The sequence below is a fragment of the Candidatus Woesearchaeota archaeon genome (genome assembly GCA_018303425.1).
GTDB lineage: Archaea > Nanobdellota > Nanobdellia > Woesearchaeales > JAGVYF01 > JAGVYF01.
Window position 1 is genome coordinate 51,135 of the sequence record JAGVYF010000003.1, and the last position, 26,438, is coordinate 77,572.

Annotated in this window: 29 protein-coding genes, 1 tRNA gene, 2 other RNA genes and 1 pseudogene; 21 read left to right on the forward strand and 12 right to left on the reverse strand. The window is 31.4% G+C overall.

Features of this window, described 5'->3' with window-relative positions; genetic code table 11:
- The first annotated feature begins 1 nt into the window (after nucleotide 1).
- The 8 genes from J4418_00945 to J4418_00980 all read left to right on the forward strand — a co-directional run bounded on the left by J4418_00945 (nucleotide 2) and on the right by J4418_00980 (nucleotide 4,836).
- The gene (locus tag J4418_00945) at nucleotides 2-1,141 is read left to right on the forward strand and encodes a hypothetical protein (GenBank protein MBS3112637.1); all 1,140 of its coding nucleotides are present in this window, start codon (nucleotides 2-4) and stop codon (nucleotides 1,139-1,141) included.
- Nucleotides 1,142-1,341: 200 nt separating this feature from the next.
- Entirely contained in the window at nucleotides 1,342-2,223 is an 882-nt protein-coding gene (locus tag J4418_00950) for a transposase (protein ID MBS3112638.1), read from the forward strand.
- A gap of 82 nt (nucleotides 2,224-2,305) precedes the next feature.
- Nucleotides 2,306-2,664: RNase P RNA component (gene rnpB, locus J4418_00955), an RNA gene on the forward strand.
- A gap of 50 nt (nucleotides 2,665-2,714) precedes the next feature.
- A complete protein-coding gene (locus tag J4418_00960; protein ID MBS3112639.1) occupies nucleotides 2,715-2,888 on the forward strand; it encodes a preprotein translocase subunit Sec61beta in 174 nt (57 codons plus the stop codon).
- Nucleotides 2,889-2,893: 5 nt separating this feature from the next.
- Nucleotides 2,894-3,232 carry a nascent polypeptide-associated complex protein gene (locus J4418_00965; GenBank protein MBS3112640.1) on the forward strand — a complete coding sequence of 113 codons (339 nt, stop codon included), beginning with the start codon at nucleotides 2,894-2,896 and terminating at the stop codon, nucleotides 3,230-3,232.
- A gap of 183 nt (nucleotides 3,233-3,415) precedes the next feature.
- Nucleotides 3,416-3,901, forward strand: coding sequence for a hypothetical protein (locus tag J4418_00970; GenBank protein MBS3112641.1), 486 nt, complete (start codon nucleotides 3,416-3,418; stop codon nucleotides 3,899-3,901).
- A complete protein-coding gene (locus J4418_00975; GenBank protein MBS3112642.1) occupies nucleotides 3,882-4,367 on the forward strand; it encodes a hypothetical protein in 486 nt (161 codons plus the stop codon). Before J4418_00970 ends, J4418_00975 begins: the two co-directional genes overlap by 20 nt.
- The gene (locus J4418_00980) at nucleotides 4,333-4,836 is read left to right on the forward strand and encodes a hypothetical protein (GenBank protein MBS3112643.1); all 504 of its coding nucleotides are present in this window, start codon (nucleotides 4,333-4,335) and stop codon (nucleotides 4,834-4,836) included. The genes J4418_00975 and J4418_00980 overlap by 35 nt, the downstream gene beginning before the upstream one ends.
- A gap of 6 nt (nucleotides 4,837-4,842) precedes the next feature.
- Here J4418_00980 and J4418_00985 read toward each other — a convergent pair.
- Nucleotides 4,843-5,005: transfer RNA gene (locus J4418_00985), tRNA-His, on the reverse strand.
- A gap of 410 nt (nucleotides 5,006-5,415) precedes the next feature.
- Between J4418_00985 and J4418_00990 the strand changes: the two genes are divergently transcribed.
- The 10 genes and pseudogenes from J4418_00990 to J4418_01035 all read left to right on the forward strand — a co-directional run bounded on the left by J4418_00990 (nucleotide 5,416) and on the right by J4418_01035 (nucleotide 16,037).
- Nucleotides 5,416-6,036 carry a hypothetical protein gene (locus J4418_00990; GenBank protein MBS3112644.1) on the forward strand — a complete coding sequence of 207 codons (621 nt, stop codon included), beginning with the start codon at nucleotides 5,416-5,418 and terminating at the stop codon, nucleotides 6,034-6,036.
- On the forward strand, nucleotides 6,033-6,701 hold the full coding sequence (locus tag J4418_00995; protein MBS3112645.1) for a hypothetical protein: 669 nt from the start codon (nucleotides 6,033-6,035) through the stop codon (nucleotides 6,699-6,701). Before J4418_00990 ends, J4418_00995 begins: the two co-directional genes overlap by 4 nt.
- Nucleotides 6,702-7,030: 329 nt before the next feature.
- Nucleotides 7,031-7,270: a DUF2683 family protein gene (locus J4418_01000; GenBank protein MBS3112646.1), complete on the forward strand. Its 240-nt coding sequence runs from the start codon at nucleotides 7,031-7,033 to the stop codon at nucleotides 7,268-7,270.
- A 525-nt stretch (nucleotides 7,271-7,795) separates the two neighbouring features.
- Entirely contained in the window at nucleotides 7,796-10,930 is a 3,135-nt protein-coding gene (locus J4418_01005) for an isoleucine--tRNA ligase (GenBank protein ID MBS3112647.1), read from the forward strand.
- A gap of 31 nt (nucleotides 10,931-10,961) precedes the next feature.
- Nucleotides 10,962-11,372, forward strand: coding sequence for an MgtC/SapB family protein (locus J4418_01010; GenBank protein MBS3112648.1), 411 nt, complete (start codon nucleotides 10,962-10,964; stop codon nucleotides 11,370-11,372).
- A gap of 83 nt (nucleotides 11,373-11,455) precedes the next feature.
- The gene (locus J4418_01015; GenBank protein ID MBS3112649.1) at nucleotides 11,456-11,911 is read left to right on the forward strand and encodes a hypothetical protein; all 456 of its coding nucleotides are present in this window, start codon (nucleotides 11,456-11,458) and stop codon (nucleotides 11,909-11,911) included.
- A gap of 8 nt (nucleotides 11,912-11,919) precedes the next feature.
- The gene (locus J4418_01020) at nucleotides 11,920-12,150 is read left to right on the forward strand and encodes a hypothetical protein (protein ID MBS3112650.1); all 231 of its coding nucleotides are present in this window, start codon (nucleotides 11,920-11,922) and stop codon (nucleotides 12,148-12,150) included.
- A 5-nt stretch (nucleotides 12,151-12,155) separates the two neighbouring features.
- Nucleotides 12,156-12,737 (forward strand): hypothetical protein, encoded by a 582-nt coding sequence (locus J4418_01025; protein MBS3112651.1) that lies wholly within the window; start codon nucleotides 12,156-12,158, stop codon nucleotides 12,735-12,737.
- Nucleotides 12,738-13,086: 349 nt separating this feature from the next.
- Nucleotides 13,087-15,708 (forward strand): leucine--tRNA ligase, encoded by a 2,622-nt coding sequence (leuS, locus tag J4418_01030; GenBank protein ID MBS3112652.1) that lies wholly within the window; start codon nucleotides 13,087-13,089, stop codon nucleotides 15,706-15,708.
- Nucleotides 15,705-16,037 (forward strand): annotated as a pseudogene (locus J4418_01035) (VanZ family protein). Before leuS ends, J4418_01035 begins: the two are co-directional and overlap by 4 nt.
- Before the next feature lie 20 nt (nucleotides 16,038-16,057).
- On the opposite strand, the gene ffs reads toward J4418_01035, so the two are convergent.
- Nucleotides 16,058-16,330, reverse strand: an RNA gene (gene ffs, locus J4418_01040) — signal recognition particle sRNA.
- Nucleotides 16,331-16,419: 89 nt separating this feature from the next.
- Between ffs and J4418_01045 the strand changes: the two genes are divergently transcribed.
- The gene (locus J4418_01045; protein ID MBS3112653.1) at nucleotides 16,420-17,262 is read left to right on the forward strand and encodes an MBL fold metallo-hydrolase; all 843 of its coding nucleotides are present in this window, start codon (nucleotides 16,420-16,422) and stop codon (nucleotides 17,260-17,262) included.
- Here J4418_01045 and J4418_01050 read toward each other — a convergent pair.
- From J4418_01050 to J4418_01090, 9 genes are all read right to left on the reverse strand, one after another.
- Nucleotides 17,254-18,144: a hypothetical protein gene (locus J4418_01050; GenBank protein ID MBS3112654.1), complete on the reverse strand. Its 891-nt coding sequence runs from the start codon at nucleotides 18,142-18,144 to the stop codon at nucleotides 17,254-17,256. The two genes, J4418_01045 and J4418_01050, sit on opposite strands and share 9 nt — an antisense overlap.
- Before the next feature lie 33 nt (nucleotides 18,145-18,177).
- Entirely contained in the window at nucleotides 18,178-19,242 is a 1,065-nt protein-coding gene (gene radA, locus J4418_01055; protein ID MBS3112655.1) for a DNA repair and recombination protein RadA, read from the reverse strand.
- A gap of 127 nt (nucleotides 19,243-19,369) precedes the next feature.
- Nucleotides 19,370-19,669: a hypothetical protein gene (locus tag J4418_01060; GenBank protein ID MBS3112656.1), complete on the reverse strand. Its 300-nt coding sequence runs from the start codon at nucleotides 19,667-19,669 to the stop codon at nucleotides 19,370-19,372.
- A gap of 271 nt (nucleotides 19,670-19,940) precedes the next feature.
- A complete protein-coding gene (locus tag J4418_01065) occupies nucleotides 19,941-20,366 on the reverse strand; it encodes a metal-dependent hydrolase (protein MBS3112657.1) in 426 nt (141 codons plus the stop codon).
- 64 nt (nucleotides 20,367-20,430) lie between these two features.
- Complete coding sequence (locus tag J4418_01070; GenBank protein MBS3112658.1) at nucleotides 20,431-21,438, reverse strand: hypothetical protein; 1,008 nt, start codon at nucleotides 21,436-21,438, stop codon at nucleotides 20,431-20,433.
- A 137-nt stretch (nucleotides 21,439-21,575) separates the two neighbouring features.
- Nucleotides 21,576-22,724 carry a hypothetical protein gene (locus J4418_01075; GenBank protein MBS3112659.1) on the reverse strand — a complete coding sequence of 383 codons (1,149 nt, stop codon included), beginning with the start codon at nucleotides 22,722-22,724 and terminating at the stop codon, nucleotides 21,576-21,578.
- Nucleotides 22,721-23,221, reverse strand: a complete 501-nt coding sequence (locus tag J4418_01080; GenBank protein ID MBS3112660.1) for a hypothetical protein — start codon at nucleotides 23,219-23,221, stop codon at nucleotides 22,721-22,723. The genes J4418_01075 and J4418_01080 overlap by 4 nt, the downstream gene beginning before the upstream one ends.
- Nucleotides 23,214-23,726 carry a hypothetical protein gene (locus tag J4418_01085; protein MBS3112661.1) on the reverse strand — a complete coding sequence of 171 codons (513 nt, stop codon included), beginning with the start codon at nucleotides 23,724-23,726 and terminating at the stop codon, nucleotides 23,214-23,216. The genes J4418_01080 and J4418_01085 overlap by 8 nt, the downstream gene beginning before the upstream one ends.
- Complete coding sequence (locus J4418_01090) at nucleotides 23,719-24,195, reverse strand: hypothetical protein (GenBank protein MBS3112662.1); 477 nt, start codon at nucleotides 24,193-24,195, stop codon at nucleotides 23,719-23,721. Before J4418_01090 ends, J4418_01085 begins: the two co-directional genes overlap by 8 nt.
- A gap of 426 nt (nucleotides 24,196-24,621) precedes the next feature.
- Here J4418_01090 and J4418_01095 point away from each other — a divergent pair, with 426 nt between their 5' ends.
- Together J4418_01095 and J4418_01100 are read left to right on the forward strand one after the other, a co-directional pair.
- Nucleotides 24,622-25,128 (forward strand): hypothetical protein, encoded by a 507-nt coding sequence (locus tag J4418_01095; GenBank protein MBS3112663.1) that lies wholly within the window; start codon nucleotides 24,622-24,624, stop codon nucleotides 25,126-25,128.
- Between the two features lie 107 nt (nucleotides 25,129-25,235).
- Nucleotides 25,236-25,463, forward strand: a complete 228-nt coding sequence (locus J4418_01100; protein MBS3112664.1) for a hypothetical protein — start codon at nucleotides 25,236-25,238, stop codon at nucleotides 25,461-25,463.
- Nucleotides 25,464-25,496: 33 nt separating this feature from the next.
- Here the strand turns inward: J4418_01100 and J4418_01105 are convergent, their stop codons facing one another.
- Nucleotides 25,497-26,261, reverse strand: a complete 765-nt coding sequence (locus J4418_01105) for a hypothetical protein (protein MBS3112665.1) — start codon at nucleotides 26,259-26,261, stop codon at nucleotides 25,497-25,499.
- Between the last annotated feature and the right edge of the window lie 177 nt (nucleotides 26,262-26,438).

Below are 26,438 nucleotides of genomic sequence, written 5' to 3' on the forward strand. Positions count from 1 at the left end.
TATGAAAATTATAGCCTTATGTTTTCCTGGAACAGAAGATATCTGCGCAACTGAAATAAGAGAACTATGCGGTGTTGATTCTTCACAACATGAAAGCGCCGTAATTTTTGAGTTAAACGAGGCTAAAGTTTTAAATTATTGTTACATGTCGCAGACTCCAACAAAAGTGCTTGGTTTTTTAGGTATGCTAAAATTTAATTCACTTGAAGAAATATTAGATTATGTTAAAAAAATTAAACTGATAGGCTGGACAAATAAAAATACAACTTTCAAAGTTAAATGTACTCGTTCCGGAGAACATAAATTTTCAAGTGAAACTATTATGCAGGAAGTTGGTGAAATATTCTATGAAAAGGACCAGTTAAAAGTTGACCTTGATAATCCAGAAATTTTAATATATGTTTATATCCATGATAATAATTGTTATATAGGGATTGATTTAACTCTGTTAGACCTTTCAAAACGTGATTATAAAATGTTTTCATCTGCTGAAACCATAAAAGGTCCAATTGCATATAGCATGGTCAGAATTGCGGATTATAATGAGAAAGATGTATTATTAAACCCTGCTACAGGTTCAGGCGCAATTGAAATTGAAGCCGCATTATTTATGCTGCAAAAATCGGTCAACTTTTACAGAAAAAATAAATTCTGCTTTGAGCGTTTACTTCCTTTCAAAGAAACGTTTTACGAGGGCTATTTTGATGAACTGGATAACATAAAAACCTGTAAACTTAAAATTTACGGATATGCCAGTCTGCTTTCTCATGTGAAATATGCCCAAAAAAATGCAAAAATTGCAGGTGTAGATAAGGATATACATAATACAAAAATTGATATTGAATGGCTTGACACAAAGTTTGAAAAACAAACAGTAAACAAATTAGTAACATACCTGCCTTGTCCTTCTAAACGCAGATCTGAACATGAAATAATAAAAATATATAAAGAACTTTTTTATCAAATAGAATATATTTTAAATCAAAATGGTTTATTTGTTGCATTGACGCAAAAAAATGAGCTTCTTAAAAAAATGGCTGAAGAAAACAAACTCCGGATGATTCATGAAAGAATAATTATGCAGGGCAAAACTAAATTCTGGCTAAATGTATTTGAAAAACAGGCTTCATCCAAAAAATAAAAATTACACTGGAAACAGAACTCCGAAATATTTTTAATTTTTATGGTTAAAATCAAGAATCACTGGTAAAAACTAGCGGCATGACTGGACATTGGCAACGCTAAAACTGTGTTATCCCTCAAATATTTCGCACTTGTTTAAAGTATGATAAAGCTGTTGCTTTATCCATGAAATTAATAATTAAAAAACAGGTGCGTATAGTGAAAAGAAAACAAAATAGATTGTCATCAGCTTTAATCGCTAAGCAGTTTAATATTTCAAAACGCAGAGTGGAGCAAGTTTGGAGCTATTTCTGTAAAAATACCGCATATCTCCCGATACAAAAGCCAGGAAGGAAGCCTTATAGGAAGGAAATCCCTAATCTAAAAGATAGGATACTTAGAATCCATAAGAAGCATAATTTTGGTGCTACTTATATTGCGAAATTTTTACGAGATAAACTTAAAATACCAATCTCAAATAATTATATTCATCAAATATTGCTTGATGGGGGATTAGCAATGCCAAATAAATGCAAACAAAAACGTAGAAAACCTTGGGTTAGGTATGAAAGGAGACATAGCTTGTCTGCGGTACATATGGATTGGCATTATAGCTCTAAATTGAATAAATGGATGTGTGCAGTATTAGATGATGCTTCAAGAAAAATTATATCTGGTGGGGAGTATGATAACGCATATGCAAGTCATTGTATAGATATGCTTGAAAAAGCATATGAGAAAAATAAACAGATAATTGGCATTAGGGAAGTGATTACCGATCATGGATCTCAATTTTTTGCAAATAAAAAGAAAAACGATGGAGACCAATCTGAAAGTAAATTCCAGGAATACTGCAAGAATAAAGGAATTAATCATATTTTCTGTAAGTATCATCATCCACAGACAAATGGGAAATTTGAAAAATGGAATCATACCTATGAACTACATAGATATAGGTTTAATTTTTTTGAAGAATTTGTCGATTGGTATAACAATCGACCTCACGGAAGCCTTAATTTTATGACTCCGGAACAAGCGTTCTGGTTCAAAGCACAAGATATTATTTTAGGGTGGTTTTTTAAATGGGCAGAACTAAATTAAAGATGCGAAATAATTACGAGATAACACAACGCTAAAAAAAAACAGCAACCTTTATAAATAATCCGAAAAGCATAAACCCTGAAGTAGAAAGTTACTTAACCAACGGTAAACTATGAAAATTCAAGTGTTAAATCACTGAATTTTAAAGTTCACTGAGGAAAGTCCGTCCACCCCATATTTTATATGGAAGTAATTGCTCATGAAAATGAGGCGGAGCAATCTGCGGCTCTGGGTAAGAAACACACGGCCATTAAGAATAGGAATGATGTGCGCGAAGCATTGGGTGACCGATGTTAGTTAACCCACAGACGACCTTAATGGAAACGATGAAATCCGAACCCCTTTTGGTGCAAGTCATGTTGACGCTTAGTTGAATGTTAAGACAGTCTGTTCGACACTTTGTAACGAAGACTGACAAAAGACGGCTTATTACTCTCTACTTCAATTTTTACCCAAACTTTTAAAAATAGCAATATATTCTTATAATTAACATGACACAAGATAAAATTTCAATGCCTTCATCACAAAGCGGTTTAGTGCGTTATTATGAAGAATACAAGTCAAAAATTTTATTCAAACCTGAACACATTATTCTTATTGCTGTTATCATAATAACTATAGAAATATTGCTTCATACATATGGCAATTCATTTTTGGGGTTATAAACAATATGTTTCCAGGCATGAATCCACGAAAAATGCAGCAGATGATGAAACAGTTAGGTGTTAAACAAGAAGAAATCTCTGCTGAAGAAGTAATAATTAAAACTAAAAATAAAGAGCTTGTTTTTTCAAATCCGCAAGTGACAAAAGTTAATATGATGGGACAAGATACTTTCCAGTTAGTAGGAAACTTTATTGAAAGACAAATTTCGAGTATTCCTCAAATTGACGAAGATGATATAAATACTGTTGCTGAACAAGCAAATGTTTCAACTGAAAAAGCAAAAGAGTCACTTAAAAAACATAAAGGAGACATTGCAGCGGCAATTCTAGACTTCCATGAATAATTTTGAAAAAAATAGATTAAGAATTAATTATTTCTAAACTAAAAATTAAGTTAATTAAACCAAATAAACATTACTTTTTAAATTTAAGCATAACAACTTTGACATTAACAACCAATAAAAAGAACCCTTATATAACTCTACAATAATAATATTTAAAAACCTATATAACATATATATTATAGAATGAGTGTTTATGATAAATATCTTCGAGAAGCTTCTAGGACATTTAAAATTGCAGACCACATGGTTTCGGTTACTTACCCGTTGGTAAAGGACACCAAACTATTACTGGCAGTTCTAGAAAATTTAAATTTAACCCTAAAAAACTCAATTGCCGCCCTAGTCTATTATGATAGACACTACAAACGTTTACCCCCATTCCAAGACTCGTTCGAATCGCAATTTAATGTATTCAGAGCTAAAAGTGTTGAAAGGTATAAAATTGACAAATCATATATAACACTAATCCAAAATATTGAATCGCTAATCAAGGATCATAAAGCAAGTCCAATGGAATTTATCCGAAAAGACAAATTTGTTATTTGTTCAGATAACTATAACATTAAAACATTTTCACTCGAAAATATCCGTGAATATGTCTCAAAAATAAAAGAATTTAAGGATAAAATATGTTTAATAATAAAAGAAAATGAAAGAATCTCTCCGTGATGCATTAGAAGAAATAAAAAGAGTCGACCATTTGATTTATGTTAGTTTAAAATATACCCGAACGGTTGATGTAATAAAAAGCATTGTACAAAGAATGGTTGATGCAATGGATTTTCTAATAATGGCTAATCTTTTAACTGAAAAAGAATCCACCGCCGAAATTTTCCCGCAACATGCATCTGAAAGAGCAAGGTTACTAAAGTCTAACTTCCCGCAAAATAACCAATTACAAGATTATTTGGAATTTTATTTGTTGCTTAGAAAAGTATTAAGAGCAAAATATACTGCTTCACAAGAATTTAGAAGACATGTTACAATGTCAGTAAATTTCACTGATGCAGATGAAAATTTAGATATAAATATTGATTTAATCTATGAATATTACGAAAAATTAAAAAACTTCTTTGATTATACATATCAATTAGTTGAAAATGCAGAAAAAACAAACGGCAAAGAAACGCCATAATCAAAAAATAAGTAAAAGTTACAAACCACACTTTAATGTGCCATTAAGGCAAATAAATATGCCTCAGAGAAATAATGTTACATTTTGGATGGCTTTAGTAGTACTTTTGGTCTCAAATTTTACAATTTCAATTGTGCTTATTCCGTTTTTAATCATTCTTGAAAAAATGCCGTTATATACACTAATATTTTTAATTGGAATAATGTTTGGTTCATTATTTAAACTAACCTTAGACTCAATAAATAATTTAGAAAAAAAACATCAGAATATAGCAACATTTTTTATCCCTGCGCTTGCCATTGTAAATATAGCAGTTATTACCACGCTTAGCAATAAAATGGCTGAATTACTTGAACTTAGCATAGCACATAATCCACCTATAATTGGATTAACATATGCATTAGCTTTTATTACGCCGTTCATTTACAAATCAATTCTAGATAAATTAAACTTTTTGATTTATAAATAAAAAAAGGGCAGCGAGAGGGAGTCGAACCCTCCTCACAGGATTTCTGCAATTTGCCTTTAACCATCAGAAATGAGCTAAAATAAAGTTTTTGCTCGCTGATTTTGGTCAAGCTTTTTGCTTGGCAAAAAGGTTGCCACAGTCCCATATTCTACCGATGAACTACCGCCGCCATATATTTTTAAGTGGTTTTATCTCCTTTATAAACCTTATTATAAATAATTATAAAATGAACTAAACCGCATTAATGTTACTTTTGTATCTGTGTAGTGGCATGAAACCCGCCGTCTCCATCCCTCTTTATGCGAAAGAAATAATTTGATCTACTAGAAAAAATTGATTGAATATTTAATCATCTAACGGGCTTTTAATATTGCGAATATTCTTGTTTGAAACTTTAGTATATATTAGAGTGGTACTTATATCCGAAACCTTAGGAAGATAAATTAACTCAAGTAGAAGGTTGTAGTTTAAATGCTGAACCAGCCGATTATGGTTCATTAATATAATGCAAAGGCTACATCAAACATAAATTAATTAATTATAGAAACCTTTATATAATAGTTATATCTAGATTAAACTATGAGAAGGAGAGAACTTCTGCAAAAACTAGCTGGAATTCAAACTATGGGTTCGGTTATGGATATACTTAAAGTAGATAAAAGAATGGCAATTTATTACATACACCGCCTTAGAAAAGAAGGTTATGTTAAAACCAAGAGACAGAGCAATAATCGAAGAGTTTACAATATCTCACTTGAGAATAAATTAGGTGGCAAGAGCTATTACGAGATTATTAATCAACATTCCCCCATTAAAATCTCAACGCCAGTAATCTATAGAATATACGGTAAAGAACCAAGCCTAGAAGAAACCTTAATTTATGCAATAAAAACTAAAAGTATCAGGACTATTCTTGCGTCATTGGCTTTATTTGGAAAAATTATTAATTGGGTAGAATTATATAATATAGCTAAAAAGAATAATATTGAAAGACAAGTTGGGGCATTATATGATCTTGCTCGCCAGATTATGAAGGTGAGAAAAATGTCTCCTAAATTTAGAAGTAGTACTCTCCCAAAAGAAAAATATAAGTTTGAATATGTTGTTCCAAAATTAAAATCTAGAGATTTTACTGGAATAGAAAAAATATGGAAAATTTATCTTCCGTTTAACAAGAAAGATTTGGAGGAGTACAAATGATTACTATAGACCAACAGCAAAAATTATTATTAAATGTTGCTAGAAGACTTAGCAAGAAAATAACTATTTACGCCATTGGCGGAACTGCCATGATGTTCCTTGGTTTTAAAGATGCAACTTTAGATATTGATCTAGTCTTTAAGAATGAAAAAGACCGCGCTGTATTCAAAGAAGCTGTAAAATCTTTAGGTTATTTAGAAATGGACGCTATTAAGATTTACGGAGTAAAACGAAATACACCTGAGATGTTTAAGCTTAACGATGAACGCTTTGATTTATTTGTAGTAGAAGTAGTTGATTTTATCTTTTCAGAAAATATGAAACAAAGAACCGAACAAACGCATCAGTTCGGAGAAACACTCATTCTAAAAATAGCCAATCCCCATGATATTATCCTTATGAAATGTGCTACTGATCGTTTAAAAGACAAAGACGATGCAAGAAGAATTATTAATTCCACAAAAATAAATTGGGATACCATTATAGGAGAAGCTAAAAACCAAATGGAATTGGGAAAAGAAAGAGCAGTATTTGATTTAACTTGTTTTTTAGAAGATCTTAGAAAAATGATGGGAGTAAATATTCCTTCAGAAATTATGGACAAACTCTTTGATTTAATTGAAAGACAGGTAAAAGAAAAAAAGAAAAAGGCTAGAGAAAATTAACTTCCGATTCCCCCCGCGAAACGACTAACTGAAAATTACCCCTTGATACTTATTCTTGATGCACTGAGAAATTAAAGATTTCTGGTGTCCCAAAAAGCTTTGCTTTTTGAGGAGCTCACTGTGTTCGCTTGATTGAATACACTCCTGAAATTACTTTAATTTTTTGCTATTCGAGCATCATTGCACTAAAATCTCGTCCTCATTTCATTCAGAGAAACTAACAGCGATCGCGATGTTATACGCAATTTCTTTCCACTAAATCAAAAATAAGGCACCTGGCCAAAAGGTTTATTAATAAGTTCTACTTATATGGAATTAGGTTAACTAATATGGTACAAGCACTTGTAGAAATTAATGATAATACGAATCGTGTGTTAAATGTTGTTAAGGCAAAATTCGGACTTAAGGATAAAGGTAAGGCTATCGAATTTGTTGTTTCTGAATTTATTGAGTTTGAGAACGAGCCTGAATTAGCACCTGGTTTTATTCAAAAGATTGAAGAAATTAAGAAACAAAAAAGCATTAAAGTAACTGATTTTGCAAAACGATATGGACTTAAAAGTTCATAAAAAAGAGTTGATAATTGATATATGATCTAAAGATTAAACCTGAAATTGATAAGATATTCTCAAAACTAGCAAAGAAGAATCCTCAGCAATTGATGATTATTGACAAGAAAATAAATGAAATTCGAGAAGATCCTTCGGGTTATAAGTTCTTAAGAAAGCCTCTTAATGGTTTTAATAGAGTCCATATCGATAAGCACTTCGTCCTTATATTTCAAGTAAACCATCATAAAAAAGTGGTAGAAATTTACTATTTCGACCATCACGATTCTGTATACGCTTGGAGACCGAAGTAATTTTAGGGCCAGGTGCCTTTAAGTTAGTGGAAAGAAACTTCTTCGCTTCGCTCAGACCGCGCTGCGCTTTCGGCTTCGCCTCAGGGAGCATAACAGAGCTTAACCGACTACGAAATCTTGCAGGTTTCCCCACCCAAATTTATTTTTAAAAATTAACATACAGACAATAAAATTTTTGGACAGCGCCCATTTAACAATAACTTTATAAATGCGTTATCTATTCTGAAAATACATGGAAGTTAAGAATTATAACCCATTACTATCTGAACAAAAAACAATTGAATATTGGAAAGAAAATCAAATATATCGAAAAATTAAAGAACGAAATAAGGGCAAAGAAAAATTCTATTTTTTGCAAGGTCCGCCATATACCAGCGGAAAACTTCACGTGGCTCATGCGTGGAATAATACACTAAAAGATGCTATTCTAAGATATAAACGTATGAAAGGTTTTGATGTTTGGGACCGCGGGGGATATGATATGCACGGACTTCCAACAGAACTTAAAGTGCAGGCAAAATTTAACCTCGAAACTAAAGAAGACATTATTGAATTTGGAGAAGAAAAGTTTGCTAAAGAATGCGAAAAATGGTCAATTGAAAAAGCAAATGATATGACTACCGACCTCTGGAGATTAGGCGTATGGATGGATCATGATAACGCATATATGCCAATCAAAAATACTTTTATGGAAAATGAATGGTGGCTAATCAAAACTGCATATGAAAAAGGCAAAGTCTATGAAGGTAAAAAAACAATTTCATGGTGTGCAAGCTGTGCAACTGCGCTAGCAAAGCATGAATGTGAATATAAAGAATTAAACGAAAAATCTATATTTGTAAAATTTAAAGTAAAAGATAAAAATAATGAATTCCTAATTATATGGACAACTACTCCTTGGACGATTGCTTTTAACATGGCAGTCATGGTAAACCCTGAACTTGATTATGTAAGAGTTGAAGTTGATAATGAAATTTGGATAGTTGCAAAACAATTAGCAAGTCCATTAATCCAAATGGTAATTAATAAACCATTAAAAATTGTTGAAGAATTTAAAGGAGAAAAGCTTGAGGGTACTGAATATATGCATCCTTGGGAATCAGAAATACCATACTTTATAGAAACAAAAAAAGAATTCCCTAAAACTCATACAGTTATTATGTCAACCGAATTCGTTGACACTACTGCCGGTTCAGGTTTGGTGCACTGTGCGCCAGGCTGCGGTCCTGAAGATTATGAAGTAGGCCACAGAAACAATATTCCTGCTTTCAATAACATCTCTGAGAAAGGTAGATTCCCTGAAGAGACTGGAAAATTTGCCGGATTAAAAGCTAAAACAGATGACAAAAAATTTATTGAAGCATTGAATGAAGCAGGAGCACTAATCGCAGTTACAGATGTGTCCCATGACTATGCGCATTGCTGGAGATGTAAAGAACCAGTAGTGTTCAGAGCAACAAAACAGTGGTTCTTTAAGATTGAAGATTTAAAAGACCGAATGATTGAAGCAAACAAAAAAGTTCATTGGGTGCCGAATGAAGGTTCAAATGCATTAGAACTATGGACAAAAAATCTTCGTGATGACTCAATAACAAAACAAAGATTCTGGGGAACACCTGTACCTATATGGAAATGCAATAAATGCGAAGATGTTACGGTAGTAGCATCTGCAAAAGAACTAGAAGAACTTGGTGCAGAAGTACCTGAAAATTTACACAAGCCCTGGATTGACAGAGTTATATTTGACTGTAAATGCGGTGGCAAAAAAATAAGACTTCCGGATGTACTTGACGTATGGATTGATGCAGGAACAGCTGCATGGAACTGTTTAGATTATCCTAATCACACTGATTTAATGAACAAATGGTGGCCAGCTGACTTTATACTTGAAGGGAAAGAACAAACCAGATTATGGTTTAGTATGCTCCTTAAATGTTCAATGTTAGCAATGGATCAACCATGTTACAAAAATGTTTACATGCATGGTATGTTATTGGGTGTTGACGGCGTTAAAATGTCAAAATCTTTAGGAAACGTGATTTCACCATACGAAATTACTGATAAATATGGAGCTGACACATTAAGATACTACTTAAACAGCGTAAATGCAGGTGAAAATATTAATTTTTCATGGGACGAAATAAAACTCAAATATAGAAACTTAACGGTTTTCTGGAACCTTCACAAATATTTATTGGATCTCTCAAGTGAAATAGGTAAAATCCCCCTAAATCTTCCTTCCGGACTAGAAGATCTTTTTGAAATTGAAGAAAAATATATCATTTCAAAATTAAATAATACAATAAAAAATGTAACTCTCGCCTTTGATGAATATAGGTTAGACGATATTCCCGATTTAATTGAAAACTTATACCTGGAATTATCAAGAACTTACATCCAACAAATTAGAGAAAAAGTCACATTAGGCACTGAAAAAGAAAAAGAAGTTGTACTTTATACAATATATAAAGTTATGAGTGGCCTCATTAAAATAAGCTCTCCTTTTTTACCATTCATTGCTGAAACCATATTTTTAAACTTTAAAAAATCGTTTAACTTAACAAAAGAATCTGTGCACATGTATGAATGGCCAAATTATACCCAAGCATCAATTGATGAAGAATTAGAAACAAATATGTTAATTTCCCAATCAATTATACAAAGTATATTAAGCGCAAGAGAAAAAGCTCAAATTGGATTAAGATGGCCGGTAAAGGAGGTTATTATTGAATGCGAAGAGCAATTTATAAAATCCATTAAAAAAATGCAAAAAACCATCAAAGCGCAGACTAATATTAAAACGTTGTTAATCAATAGCAATCTTCCTGAATTAAATATAGAAATTGAACCAAACCACCAAAAATTAGGTCCAGAATTTGGTGCAATTACTCCAAAAGTAATAGAATATCTTAAAACGATAAAAGGAAATAAACTGCTTGCTGAAATAAAAACTAAAGGTAAACATATTTTTAAAATAAATGATAAAGAACTAGAATTAAGAGAAAGCCATATTAAAATTGAAAAACAAGTACCTGAACCATACATACTTGGTGAATTCAAACAAGGACACATTTATTTAAATCAAGAACGGGACACAGAATTAAACAATGAAGGTTTTGCTCGTGAAATAACTAGGAGAATACAACAAGCAAGAAAAGAAAAGGGTTTAATCAAATCTGATAGCATCAAACTTTATATTAAAACTAGTATGAGTGAGGAATTAAATAATTGGTTAGAACAGATACAAATAAAAGTAGGCGCAGAAAATATAATCATTAGTAACGATGAACCTCAAGAAATATATGAGAACACTTTTGTGGAAAAAGTAAAGGATCAAGAGATAATTATATTATTTAATAAAGGGTAATATTTATATATATTAGAATCCTTATTATTTTATGATTGCGCAATACTTTAATGGGCAAGGTATTTTAATTTTTAAATTATTTCTTGCAGCAATATTAGGATTCATAGCCGCCCTAGATAGAAAAAAATATGGAAAAGGCGCAGGAATGCGAACATATGCCTTAATCGCCATGGGGGCATGTTTATTTGGAATTATATCTAACCAGTATTTAAATGACCAAACAAGAATCGCTGCAAACATTGTTAGCGGTATAGGATTTATAGGCGCAGGCCTTATTTGGCAAAAAAGGGGAAATATAATTGGAGTAACAACTGCAGCAGGTATCTGGGCTACTGCCGCAATAGGACTTGCAGTTGCAGCTGATTTGTGGTTACTTGCAATCTTTGCAACACTAATGCTAACATTAATATTTAATATTAGATGGATTATGCCTTGGACATAGATAACTATATAAATCTTAAATTATACATAAATATAAAAACATTTAAAAATAAGTTAACCTATTAAATATAATAGAGGTGCATAATGGGATTGTTTAATTGGGGAAAAAAAAAGGAAGAAACTGAAAATATTTCTAATGTATCTAATGTAAATACATTACCAGAACCCCCATCTATTGAAAACGCTCAATTACCTTTACCATCTAAAAAATCCACGCAACGATTTCCAAGAATGCCAATAACTAAATCTTTACTAGTTTCTAAAAATTTTGAAAAGGATATATACGGAGAAGAAAAAGAGAGATTGAATCAGAGAAATATGCTAGAAGTTATTCAGCCCTTATTTGTCCGTGGTCCGCAATTCCAAAATATGATAATCGATTTAATAGAATCAAAGGTCGAACTTAAAAAAGCTGAAAACTTTACAACAAAATTTAGAGAAATACATGAACTTAAAGAAATAAGTTTCGAAGATTTAAGAAAAAATATTGAGATTATACAGCATAAATTAATATTTATGGATAAATCTTTATTTAAATAGGTGATAAAATGGAAGACCCACTACAAGTATTTGTAAAAATTGATCAATATAAAGACGTTCTTGAAATAATGAATATGATTAAAAATAAAATGGAAGATACAAAAGAAATCCTTGCTAGGATTAACAGATTAAAAAACGAAGAAGATTCTGAACTAGAATTATGGCAGACTAGTTTAAAAGAAGCTGAAAAACGTCTTGATCACATTGACAAAATATTATTTGAACCTGAAAAATTATAATAAAAATGACTGTTAAAAGAAAAAAAGCTGTAAAATTGAAGACTTTGAAAATGAAATCAGTTAAATCTAAAAAGCAAAATATTAAACATAAAAACAAAATTTCCATTAAGTCAGCTAAATCAATTAAATTTGCAAGAAAAACAGTTAAAAGTCCAAAAAAAACAATCAGAAAAACAGAAAATGTCTCTTTTGCAAAAGAAGAAATATTCTACATGGGTATATCTAACCCAATTGAAATTCGACGTAACATTTTAGAAAGTGCGCGTGATATGGTCCAATTTTTACAAATGTTTGAAAAATTTAGAATTATCCGTGAAGAAAAAAAGCAAGCAACACTGATACTAAAAAAACAAATTAAAGATCTTAATATAATAACTAATAAACTTAAAGCAAGACTGCCTAAAGCTTCAATGCGTTATAAAACTGAAAAAGAAAAAACGCCAGAACCGGCAATAATTGAAAATAAAAAAGTTGAGATAACAAAAGAAACACCAATTAGATCTGAAATGCCCGATATTGATATCAATGATATTGAAGCTTTAGAAACAGAATTAAAAGATATTGAAGATAAGCTCCATTTCCTTTAAAACTTAAATCTATTATTTAGTTAATTTTTTAAATGAAGACTAGTTCTACTCTTATAATGCGGTGTTGCCAGAGTGGTCAAATGGGATGGACTCAAGATCCATTAGCTTAGTGCTTACACAGGTTCGAGCCCTGTACGCCGCATTTTATTTTCTCTAATTTAAAATGAAGTGAACATAGCGAACGCAGGTCTTATTGTTTTTAATGGGCTTTTTTTAAAAGATCGGCTCAATACACCCCATTTTTTATGGCTTAAAGATAGAATGAACATAACTTTTAAAATAATACCAAATTATAATAAATTACACATAGTAACCTTTAAAAATACATTTCTATTGTCCTTATTCTATTATGGAATTTAGAAAAATTGAACAAAAATGGCAAAAAAAATGGGAAGAATCCAAAATATATGAAGTAACAGAAATTTCAAACAAACCAAAATATTACGTTCTTGATATGTTCCCTTATCCTTCCGGTGCAGGTTTACATATAGGACATGCCTTTGTATTTTCATTGGGAGACATTTTTGCAAGATTTAAAAGGTTACAAGGATATAATGTCCTTTATCCTATCGGTTACGATGCTTTAGGTTTGCCTGCCGAAAACGCCGCAATCAAAGATAACACGCATCCAGAAGATTATACAAAAAAATCCATTGCAAATTTCATGCGCCAACAAAAAGCAATGGGGTGGAGTTATGACTGGTCAAGAACAGTTAACACTTCAACACCTGAATTTTATCAATGGGATCAGTGGATATTCTTACAAATGTTAAAGAAAGGGATTGCCTACAGAAAAAAAGCCCCGGTTAATTGGTGCCATAAATGCCAATCAGTTCTTGCCAATGAACAAGTTACTAATGGTAAATGTTGGAGACACGAAGATACGAATATTGAAATTAAACACCTAGAACAATGGTTTCTTAAAATAACAAATTATGCCGAGGAATTGCTTAACCATGATAAGCTTAAATGGCCGGAAACAGCTAAAAAATTACAGAAACATTGGATTGGTAAAAGTTATGGAACTCAAGTAATTTTTAAAGTTAATGATAAAGATTTCCCAATCTTTACAACTAGGCCTGACACTCTTTATGGCGTTACATTTATGGTAATTTCTGCGCAGCACACAAATTTAATGGACTTTGTTGCAAAAGAACAAGAAACTAAAGTTAAAAATTTCTTAAAAAAAATTAAATCTGTCAGCGAAAAAGACATGGAAGAACTAGAAAAGGAGGGAGTATTTACAGGCAGCTATGCTGTTAATCCTCTAACTGCGGAAAAAGTGCCTATATGGGCAGGTAACTTTGTACTCGCTGAATATGGGACAGGAATGGTAATGGCAGTGCCTGCGCATGACCAGAGAGATTTTGAATTCGCTAAAAAATATGATATTCCCATCAAAATTGTTATTCAACCTGAACAAAAATTAAAACTGGAAGAGACAAAAAAAGCATACACTGAATCGGGTAAACTGATTAACTCGGGCGAATTTAACGGTTTAGATAATCAAAAAGCAATTGAAGAAATAACTAAACATTTGGAATCATTGAAACTAGGCAAAAAAACAATACAATACAAATTAAGAGACTGGTTAATATCAAGACAAAGATATTGGGGGACTCCAATACCGATTATTTATTGCAAAAAATGTGGAATTACCCCCGTTTCCGAATCAGAATTGCCAATTAAACTTCCAAAAGAAGTTACATTTGGAGAAGGCAACCCTTTATTAACAAATGAAAAATGGGTAAATGTAAAATGTCCTAAATGCAACTCTAATGCAAGAAGAGAAACAGATACAATGGACACTTTTGCAAACTCTTCGTGGTACTTTTTAAGATATACAGACCCCCATAACAACCAAAAAATATTCGATACCAAAAAAGCCAATTACTGGGCTCCCATTGACCAGTATATTGGGGGGCCTGAACATATAACTATGCATTTAATTTACATTAGATTTTATACAAAATTTTTAAGAGATTTAGGTTTGCTAAATTTTGATGAGCCTGCGCTAAGATACTTTACACAGGGAATTGTTAAAGGCAGTGACGGTGAAAAAATGTCAAAATCAAAGAACAACATAGTTGAACCTCTTGAAATGATTGAAAGATTTGGCGCAGATTCGTTAAGACTATATCTAGTGTCAAACTCTGCGCCGGACAGCGATTTTGATTGGAATGATATTGGTATGATATCAAACCATAAATTCATAGTTAAAGTTTATGAGCGCTTCTCTAACTTTAAATCAGGGGCTACAAATAAAAAAATAGAAAGTAAGCTGCACAAAACCATCAAAGATATAACTGTATACATTGACGAATTCAAACATAATTTGGCAGTAATAAAATTAAGAGAATTATTTAAAATAATTTCAACTGAACCAATTAGTAAAGAAACTGCAGAGTCATTCATTAAAATGTTGCATGTATATTGCCCGTTCATAACTGAAGAGCTATGGGAAAAGCTTGGCAATAAAAACTTTATTAGCAGTTCTATCTGGCCAAAGTATGACATCGACAAGATAGATCCAATTGCAGAATACAAAGATGAACTTATTGAACATATTAAAGGAGATATTACGAAAGTTCTTGAACTTATCAACCTTAAAAATCCAAATAGGATAACTCTTATTATAAGCGCCCAATGGAAATATGATTTCTTATTAAAATTTAAACATTTAATCCAAGAAACAAGAGACTCAAAATCAATTATCAAATCAATGATGCAAACTGAATTAAAAATACACAGTCAAGACATAATAAAACGTATACCTTTGCTGCTGAAAGATATTTCAAAAATGCCTTTAATAATTTTAACTCAAGAAACTGAAAAAGAAACGATTGAAAACTCTAAAAATTTACTTGAAAATGAATTTAATTGCAGCATTGAAATTTATATTGCAGAATCAAGCTCAGAAAAAAAGGCAAACAATGCGATGCCTGGCAAACCTGCGATTTTAATAGAATGAAAAAATTAAATTTTTATACTTTTTACATACTGCCGATTATTCTTTATTGTTCATTAATCTTTTATTATTCATCTCAACCGATTATTTCAGGACCATTAGGAACTCAATTAATAAATGACAAACTTAAACATGCAACAGCATACTTAATCCTTGCAGGACTAACATTTCGGGCAGTGCAACAAACAAATTATAAAAAATATTCATACTTATTTGCAATAATATTTGCAACTTTATATGGTATATTGGATGAATATCGCCAATCATTTGTACCCGGAAGAATAATGTCAATTTATGATATGCTGGCTAACTTCATCGGAAGTTCATTAATTTTAATTAGACTTAAAAAAGTAGATAAGCGGGCCCAAAGATGAATATAAACAAAAAAGATTAGCTACCTTAACTCTTTCTCAATTCTGCTACCCTCTGAACATCAATATTTAAACTTATTGCTGCTTCCGTCAGGACCTGACAAATTTCATAAAAACATCGATCCCAAAGGACAAAATCTCATTGTACAAGTTAAGACTAAACTTTAAGCATATATCGCTCTTTGGGCTTCGATCCCACCATATAGCCCGTTTGTGGTGACAGGCAAGGGCTAACTACCCAATCTAGCTTACCTAAAAGGCTTAATAGGACATTTATTTAAAAAGGTTACTATCAAGGCAAGAAATCTTTATTAATCCTATAACATACCTTAATTTATACAAGATGAGCTCGAAAATAATATTTTTAGGAACGGCAGGAGATTCTATCGTAACTGGAAAACAGCACAGAGCATCCGGCGGAATAATTATAGACCTAGATGACAATTTTTACCACATTAATCCCGGGCCAGGAACATTAGTAAGAGCTTCCCAATATAACATAAACCTAAGACAGAATATTGCGCTTCTTGTTTCTTCAAACGATTTAATTGAAGCTAACGATACGAACGCCGTAATAGATTCAATGACATATGCCGGACTGGATATGCGGGGAGTATTAATTGCGCATTCAACCGTAATTGAAAAAACCCTTGCTGATAAACAAAAACAACAAATTTCAAAAATAATACATGCTCAGCCGGGTAAAAAACTTGCAATTGAGAATACAGATATTTTGGTATTAAAAACTACATCTGAAACAGAGCTCGGTTTCAAGTTCCAGACTTCGGATTTTGTGCTTTCATATACCGGAAATACAGATTATAGTGACGAAATTATTAATCAATATGAAAATTCAGACATTATAATTATGAATGTAAACAACCCGGGGAATATGCATGTTGAAGGCCAACTTTGTACAAATGATGCAATAAAAATAATCAACAAGTTAAAACCTCAGTTGGTTATATTAACACATTTTGGAATGAAAATGTTAAAAGCCGATCCTATATACGAAGCAAGAGAAATTCAAATGAAAACCCAAGTACAGACTGTAGCAGCTAAAGATGGCTTTATTCTTATACCGAATAATTTTAATTCTAAAATTAAACAACAAACGTTGTTAGACTTAAAAATTCCTAAAAAACCTTTAATAAAAAATAATATTGAAGAAGAGGAATTATATTAATAAAAATACGGCATACCCTACAAAACATCCAATTGACAAAACAGGCATTGCGGGATAAAATTTACTTTCTTTACTTTTCCAAAATAATAAGCTTAAAGCAATTGTAGCCCCAATTGGAATAACTAAAACCTTCCATAATGCTTGCTGTAAGCTCATGGTAAGAATCGCATTCTCTAGTACGGCGCCTGCAAAAAATAAGGGAAATGCGATGTCTCCACCGCCCAACATTGCAGTTTTTATCTTTTTAAATGCGCCAGTCCCTGATTTAAATTTAACTAACTTGCCCATTTTATACGGAATGAATAACCCTGCAAACATTTGCGATTCAGATTGAAACTTTGCAAGCATAATCATATGTTTGGATTTCCAAACTGCGTACATATCATAAAGTGAGATTAATACTAATAAAATTATCGCGCTTTTCACGTTAAATATTGACACAAAAAAAGCAGCCAGTCCGCCATATATAAAAAGTTCAGTAAAGTTATGTAAAATTACTGAAGGCTTGAACACTTTTAACCATGCAAAAATAAGTGCCCCTATTAAAGCATTCCTTTGACTAACAAAAGCGCCAAAACCCAACAACAATGAAAAAGAAATTGCAGTAAAATACCAAATTTTCCACAAGAGTAATTGCATATATTTAATTAATAAAAACATTAAAATTGTCCCTATCAAGATTGCAATAAATACATAAACAAATGAATAATCTTTTTCAACCTCTGGTGGTTGTAAATCATAAGGCAATAATTTATGCTTTATTTCCCCAGTCTCTAAAGTTTTTGAGACATCTAAATACTTGCTTATAATTGCTAAACCTAAAACTTGAGATATGAAAAAAAAGGTTAACAATATCAAAGTAATTCTCATAGAATGTTTCATAATAAAAATAAAAGAAAAAGAAGTATATAAAGTTTAGTACTTGCCGAAATCCTTTAACCCTGTTGTTTCAACAAAAAATGCGACTTCTCCATCAGGAAGGTTAGGCGAATCAATTAACTTTGCAACCCTTGATCCTTTTTTGCCTTTTCTCAGATAAATCCTAAACGTTGAAGCATGCGCTACAATGTTACCTCCAACAGGTTTAGTAGGATCACCAAAAAATTGCGCTGGATCACTGGAAACTTGGTTAGTCACATAAACAGCAAGATTATTTGTATCTGCAAGCCTTAATAATACATGCATATGCTTATTGATTTTTTGCTGTCTTTCTGCCAAAGTCCCCCTGCCGATAAATTCTGCCCTAAAATGCGCCATTAAAGAATCTACAACTAATAATCTTACATTCTGTTTATCTTTTTTTATTAAATCTTCAACTTTTTCAGCAAGCAACATTTGGTGGTCCGAATTATAAGCTCTTGCAACTTTAATTTGTTTCAACACTTGATCAAAGTCTAAACCTGCACCCTCGGCAAGTTGTTTAATCCTTTCAGGTCTAAAAGTATTTTCAGTGTCAATGTACACTGCAACAGCTTCAGGATTTTCTTTGATCATGTTAACAACTAACATATGCCCGATTTGTGTTTTACCAGAACCAAATTCACCAAAGCATTCAGTTATCGCGCCAGATTCAAACCCTCCCCCCATTAAAGTATTAAAAGCCTCAGAACCGGTAGAAATTTTTACAACTTGTAACCGCTTCTTCATGATATCTTCGCCAGATTGAAATCCCATCTTAAGATTCGCTCTTGCCGCATTAATCACTTTTTTAGCTGAAGCTTCATTCATACCAGTAGCTTCAATTAATTCGCCAGGCGTTGCAACAGCAAGGCTCATCAAATCACAAAAACCCGCAGTTTCCAACTTTTCAACCGTGGCAGGGCCAACACCAGGTAAATCTTCAAGTGTAAACTCTGTATCATTAGAACCATTATTAATTTTAATTTTTTCAGAAAATTCTTCAGTTTCTTCTTCGGCGCCTTCAACGCCCATCCGGGGAATTAATTCATCTTGATTTTCCATTTTTTCTTTAGCTCTCATTAGTATCACCTATTTTATATTTATTTGTATCTTAAAAAAGAGTAACATCGTTTCCTAAAATTATAACGCTGTATAAGCACCATAACCTGCGCTACTCATTAAAAAAAATAAAAAAAATAAAAACTTTCTAAACGGTATATTCCTCAGTAATGCTTATGGTATCTTTTAATACAGCATATTCAAACGCTTTATTGAGAACTACAACCGCTTTTGGTAAATCTGCAATCCTTAAAGTCTTAGTAGACTGCCAGTTACCCTCTTTGTCCTTATACCTCCTATCAAAAGAAATCGTTCTAAATTCTAAAGAATCCCCGTTCTTTGATTTGGTATTATTTCTCCACACTGTTGCCTGTATTGCACCAGTACTGAATTTTTTTTCTGGAATGTTAGCTCCAAAACTATTTTCGTATTTGTTTGTTTGGTTCATTTTTGAACACCTCCTTTGCTTTCGCATTTTATTTCAACAACCCCGTAGGGTCGGGAGACGTCTTGGCCAAGAACCTCTACTATATCTAAAACTTTAATTATTTATAAATCTCATCCTTAAATGTCCAGTGTCCAGTGTTTATAAAACAGCCTCTATACAAACATGTCCAGTTATCAATTGAATAATGGCTTTAAAGTAGCAAAATGCAATACATTTAGTTTAATTTATATAAAATAAAATTTTATAGGCAAATAAAAAAATATAGGCATTATTACATAAAACTAATCCCTATTGCAATAATTAAAAGTATCAAAATTAATTTCTCTCCGCCTTTTCCAGTCTCAATAAAACCACTAACATGAAACCTTGCAACTGGATAAAGAAAATTAATGCCCTTCTTAGTAATAGAATCAATTACCAAATGAGAGGCAAAACCTAAAACTAAAGCAAATGTATACTGAGGTAAAATAGAGTTTAATAAAATAAACAATCCAAAACCAAACCATATTGAATGTGTAAAACCCCTATGTTTAAACAAATAAGAAAAAATCGTTGTAATCTTTAATCCGCGATTGACCCGACTATTCGCATTATCAATATCGGGGATCATTGAACCTATTAAGACTAACAATATTTGCGACGGAATTAAATACATTCCGACTAAAAATGCAAAGGTTAGGTGTGTATAAAACAACATATATTTACCTCTGCCTCCCAAAAAATAAATTGATTTCTAAGAATATAAATCTTGTGTGATATGCCTACTGCACAATCTCTTCAACAACTTTATCCAATTTAGCTATTTCTTCATCAGGATTAGGATCCATTTCTACGCTTTGTCCAACAAATTCAATCCTATCAAACATTGTATTAAGCGAAGCCCTTCCATTAATTTTTACAATATGTCCAAGTAACTCATGTTTTGCAGGCTCAAAATCTGCAGGATTATCTTTAAAATGCATAATTTCAATTTTAGACTTATTTAATAATTGATGAAGTTGGTCTTTAAAAAATACAGTGCGCATTGTACCTGTGCCGTCATCCAATACTATATTCATTAAATATCCATAATCCGGATCAATGTTTCCATGAATTGGACAAGCTAAACCAGATTCAGCAGGTTTCATTCTTTTACTGCATTGGGGACAGACTTCATAAAATTTAGGCTCAAATATTTGTACAATAGTGCCCAACAATTCAATATTAGTATCTTCACTCATTAAATCTTTAATAAATTTACGTTGAATAATGCTGCCTGATACAGTCTTCACTTCAATACCGATTGGATTTATGACAATTTTACTTCTATCATTGAGATGAAGCTCTTTTCTCCCCATATTATTTTCTTTTACATATGCGCTTTCAACCTTTAACACATCACCTTCATTAAAATTAGAAAAAAGATTAGCTTGATCATTCCACATTACCGTCCTAATTGAACCAGATTCATCAGCTAACATAAAACTTGCAACTTTCCCAATGCCATCGTTCTTTGTAAACTCCCTCATTTCATACTTCTTAAAAACTTTACCTACAGTTTCAACACTCCTCATCCCAGCTAAAATATTTTTTATCTTTAAAATTCCGGAAGTTTGTTCAAATAATTTAATGCCTAATTCATTTGCAACAATGTGCGCTGCGCCTTCTTTAGAAATAAGCCCTGATAACTGTTGCATTTTAACATCTATTTTCTGATTGATATCTTCATCAGAAATACCTGAACCAATTTTAATTTTCTGTATAATGTCAGGTAAAGGCAGTTTAAACATCTTAATAGAAAGTGAACCCTTTACTTTTAAATATATTTAGCTTGTAGATTTTATATATTAGAATTAATAACTTTAATTTTACATTATTTTTAATAATTTCAAATATTTTAAAAGCATTGGTTTAACTGGACGTATAATCAATTTATACTAGTCCTATAATCAAACTCTCTCGCGTCTTCTGGCTTTATTCCTTTAGCAACAACTTTAAAATTAAAATAGTAACTTTTAGTTTTATCATAAGGTTCTCCCGGCCTGGATAAAGAATAAATGTTGCCTTGCACATTTTCAAAATTACTCGGCAATTCATCACCAATGCTTTTTAAAATGGCAACCTCAATTCGATTAATAGATAATCCGTATTCAGCCTGAAATAAAGATAATAGGCCTGTAAAATCAAAGACCCCCCCGTTGAAATAACTCCTAAAATCAAGCTCTGGCTTTGAAAGATCCGGAATATAAAACGCAAACTTAATATCAGGCAAACCATGTAATGTTTTATATTTTGATTTTAAACAAGAAGGCACAACCCTGCCAAAAATAGACAAAACCTTCCTAGACTCACAATCAGACCCAACAATTTGAGGATATTCTTTATCATTGTCTGGATAAATGCATTTAAAGAAATTTTCATCCTGTGTATTAAACTTGGCGCATTGTTGAATTTTTTCTTCAACCCATTTTTTTGCAAGCTCATACTCATCAAATGAATAAGGAAACTCAATTCTAAAAGAGGGGGTTACTGAATATTCTCCATTTTTAAGAAATTCCTCCCCTTCCGTATCTAATAATAATATATCTCCAAAATAAAACGGAGAAATTAATTTTTCTTTTGAAATGTGTATAAACTCTAGCCTATTTTCTAAAATTGAAATAGTAACAGGAACAACTTTGAATGAGTTTAATTTAGGTTCTAAATTCTTTAAAAGTGACTTCTTTAAATCTTCAATTTCTTCGAATGGGAAACACTTTTCATAATTAGATACAACACTGCCTTGTTTTGTCCACATATTTAATCCATTAAAGTCCGCACAATTTGATTTATCTGTAAAACCTCCGTTATTTGCCAAATATTGTAACGACTCAGAAATCTCAAGTTTGACATTTCGATCTCTCACAAATAACTCGTCTTCAACTTTTTGATAATGTTCAATTAAAGCAAACTGTTGTTCACCTATTTCACCTGCAAATTTTGATTTCTTATTTGATAAAATAATAAAAGCGCTAATTAAAACTATCAAAACTACAAATACTAGTCCAACATTATACACAAAACCTTTTTTTTTCATTCTGCCAATGCATCCAAATCCAATTTTATTTCCCCGTTTAATGAAGGAAATTTATAAGATTTCCTGACTGTCCCAGATGAAAGTTCAGGTCCCTTAATTAAAAATACACGAGCATCGGGATAGGTAATAGTTAATTGCCATTGCCCTTTTTTAAACCCGCCTAATAATTTAAGTATATTATTATTTAAGCTCAAACAATAACCTTCTAACGAATTAACATCACTATTAATACAGCCGCTTACAGATGAAAAAATAATCAAATCTGCAACATTCCATCCATTATTATCTACGGGGGTATTAAGCAAATTTCTTAAAATAGTATTGCTATTAAGATCACTAGTTTTAGCGGTAATTGTAGATTCAATCGCCATTTTAGGATTAATTGAAAATATGAAAAAAGCAACCAAAAATATTAAAAAGATGAATGTGTAAGAATAAAACCCGGTTAAACCTTCTTCGATACCCCCTTTTTTGTTCTTTAACATGTTATTAATCATTTCTAATGATTACCTCAACTTTCAAAATTCCCTGTTTTTTCAATTTTTGTTCTTTATCAAAATATATTACAGGAAAAATTTCAGACTTTAATTGTCTTCCACCCTTACCTAAAAAACTTGTAAGCTCAATCCATCTATCAAACCATTCTTGATTAAGATAAGCCAATTTTTCTTCTTCACCTTCAATAGTTAAAGAAAGTTTTACTGCCAAATGTTGGTCATCATCAGGCAAATTAAAAACTGATTGAAGATGTCCACTACTAAATTTGGTAGAATCAATCATCCCGGGAAATGTCCTATCAAGCTCAGCATCATAAAAATTAATTCCTTCAGCGCTATATACTATTCTTTGAATTATCAGTTGAGACTCTGCATGAAAAATCTCTATATTATTATTAATCCCTAAACTAACTAAACCATAAATAATTAAAACGATTACACTTAGAACCATAACTCTAAGAATCTGTAAAATCTGTTCCATTTCAAACTGGGCTTTTTTATTCATCTGAATTCAATATCTCTAATTGGCTTATTTTTTTAAACTCGATACTTGGTGGCTCTTTTAATTCAACATTCATAAATTCTTTTTTTAAATACGCATAATACTTAGCCCCACTTTTAGCTACATTATCTCTAACTGTTTTGTCTTTTACTTCAACCTTATTTTGATCAAAGCTATAATCAAAATTTGAAAGAATTATTTGATTGAATTTTTCATTCTCAATATCTGCGCTTCCTAATTTTAGACTCGTTCCTCCAATCGGATAATAAGTGTATTTTAAAATTTTTCCAGGACTTGCATAAATCCCCTGTTCTATTAGCGACAAATCTCTTGCCAAATAACTGCGTTCAAAATATGTATCGCTCCTAAGATTAACTAGAAACATAGTAAATAAGCCCGCTACTAAAAAAAGTAAGACAATTTCTTTAATTGTTTCTAACCCCATCTCTTGCCCCTTTTTATTACTAAACATATAATAAAATAGGATTATTATAGTTTATAATGATTTTGGTAAACATCGTAACTTATTTAATACTATTAAAATCAGCGGGGCCAATACACAGGAAGTGGCTGAGCCATTTCAATACGCTAAATCAAAGATTCTAGAGACAGGTGGAATTCTGATGTTTAAATTAAATATAAATTTAAACTTATTTTATAAGCATCGTATTAATCTAAGAATTATATGTTAATCTCAAATCATATCTCCAAAACAACCGGCGCTGTCCAGAAAGTTCATTGTCTGTATATTAGTATATATTTTGACACATAAAGTAGCCAAGAATGTTCTTGCAATTATAGTTAAATCTGAAGATACTAATTGACAATGAAATGACTCTGGACAGCGCCAAACAACCGTAACTTATATAAATCACCCAATTACTCATTTTTTATCACAATGGTACTTGAAAATATAATATCTACCTTACATAAAAGTATGGCAGATACATTTAAAAAAGTGAAAAAAAGCATATTATATAGTGCAACTGTAGCTTTATTAGCCAGTAATGTAGCTTGTGGCACAGGTCAATCATATGATCCGAATTCCTATGACATTTACTGCAAAGATAAAAGATCTGCTAACAAAACTTCTACCGTGATGATTAGAGAAGTCATGGGAAACAAAATACCTGAAATAGATTATTCAAACCCCCGTTGGGAAATAATTGCAGAAGATAATAATATTACACAGTCTACTATATTAAAATATACTCTTGCAGTGGACCCAAAAGACCCTATTGAAGAAATGCTATTCTCCCTATATTTCAATGAAAAATATGACATGGGAACACCAGAAATAGCAATACAGCTTGAACCAAATGGTGAATATATTACTTTATTAGAAATAAATAACAAAGTCCCTTTAAGAGAATTCCCTAATACAATCTATGAGATTAGCAACTAAAACAAGTTGAATGGGAAAATTTGACACAGGAAGAAAGAAATTATTATGGTGAAAACATAAATCTTCAACTTAATTCATTAATTAGTGGTGCTCAAGGTTACAGGTTTATGCCTAATTTTGAAAATTTATTTGAAAATGCAAAAAACATAACCTTTTATTTAAAAGATGCAGATGTTGGAAAATGCTATGGATTTAGGGCAACTATGCAATCGGAGTGTCCAAGGTTTAAAGGAGGACCAGCTCATCATATCAAATTTAAAACTAAAAAAACAAATGGTTTTGATAAAATCAACCCCGCAAAAACAGAAAAATTAGAAAGAAGACTAGCATATTAAACAATTATATCGATTCTCCCTTTAAAATAAGTTTTAATTTGTCTTTACCAAATCTTGCAAATATTTCACTCTTTTATCAAAATCCCTTTGATTACTTTCATAAGTTATTAAAATATTTTTACCATTTTTGTCTAACTTTTCAAAATAAAGATTAATAATTCCCAATTTATCATCTGATTTTGCAGTATCTTTTAACGGATAATCACAATAACCATAAACAACAAGATTAGCTAAATAAAAAATATCTGATTTATACTCTTCCTCATTCTTATTGGTATTTACTCCTCTAAAATTTTGTCTAAACACGTTTACCCCTTCAGAGATAACTGGATTTTGAAAAGTATAAAAATTATTTACTTCAGGGTAGATTTTACATTCTAAAACTTTTCCAATTTGTTCGTCTTCTTTTAAAAATATACAAAGACAAGCACTGTCTCCACATTTATTAGCTGGCTTTTTAATAGTAAAATAGCTATTAGGATAATCAACAAAATCAACACAAGAAGTCAGTGACGTCTGTTCATTTTTATTAAACCCAACCAATACATAGTTTTCCTCAATCTGAAACGGAAAATGTCTTTCCACAACAATTTTCTCAGGATTATCAACCATTGTTTGTATCTGATTAGTTAAAGATTTAAAGTTTGCATCCGTAACAGGATCAATATCTTTAGGTATAAGCAAAGAACCTAATGAAACTAAATAATAAAATGAACCCAATACTATTAAAATACCTAACAAAATCTGTACAACCGGTTTTACTGCTTCTTGCGCCACGCCCTTTTTATAGAATTTCATATTAATCAATTTTTAACTTGGTAATTGTTCTGCGCATAAATCCTTGCCATCAACACTACTTCCACCAAAACAACATCTTTTTAAAGTTTTATATTGCTCTTTACACAAATTGGAAGGACCTGATTTAGAATCATCATCTTTCAAATCACACCCAAAATAATATCCGTCTTTATCTTT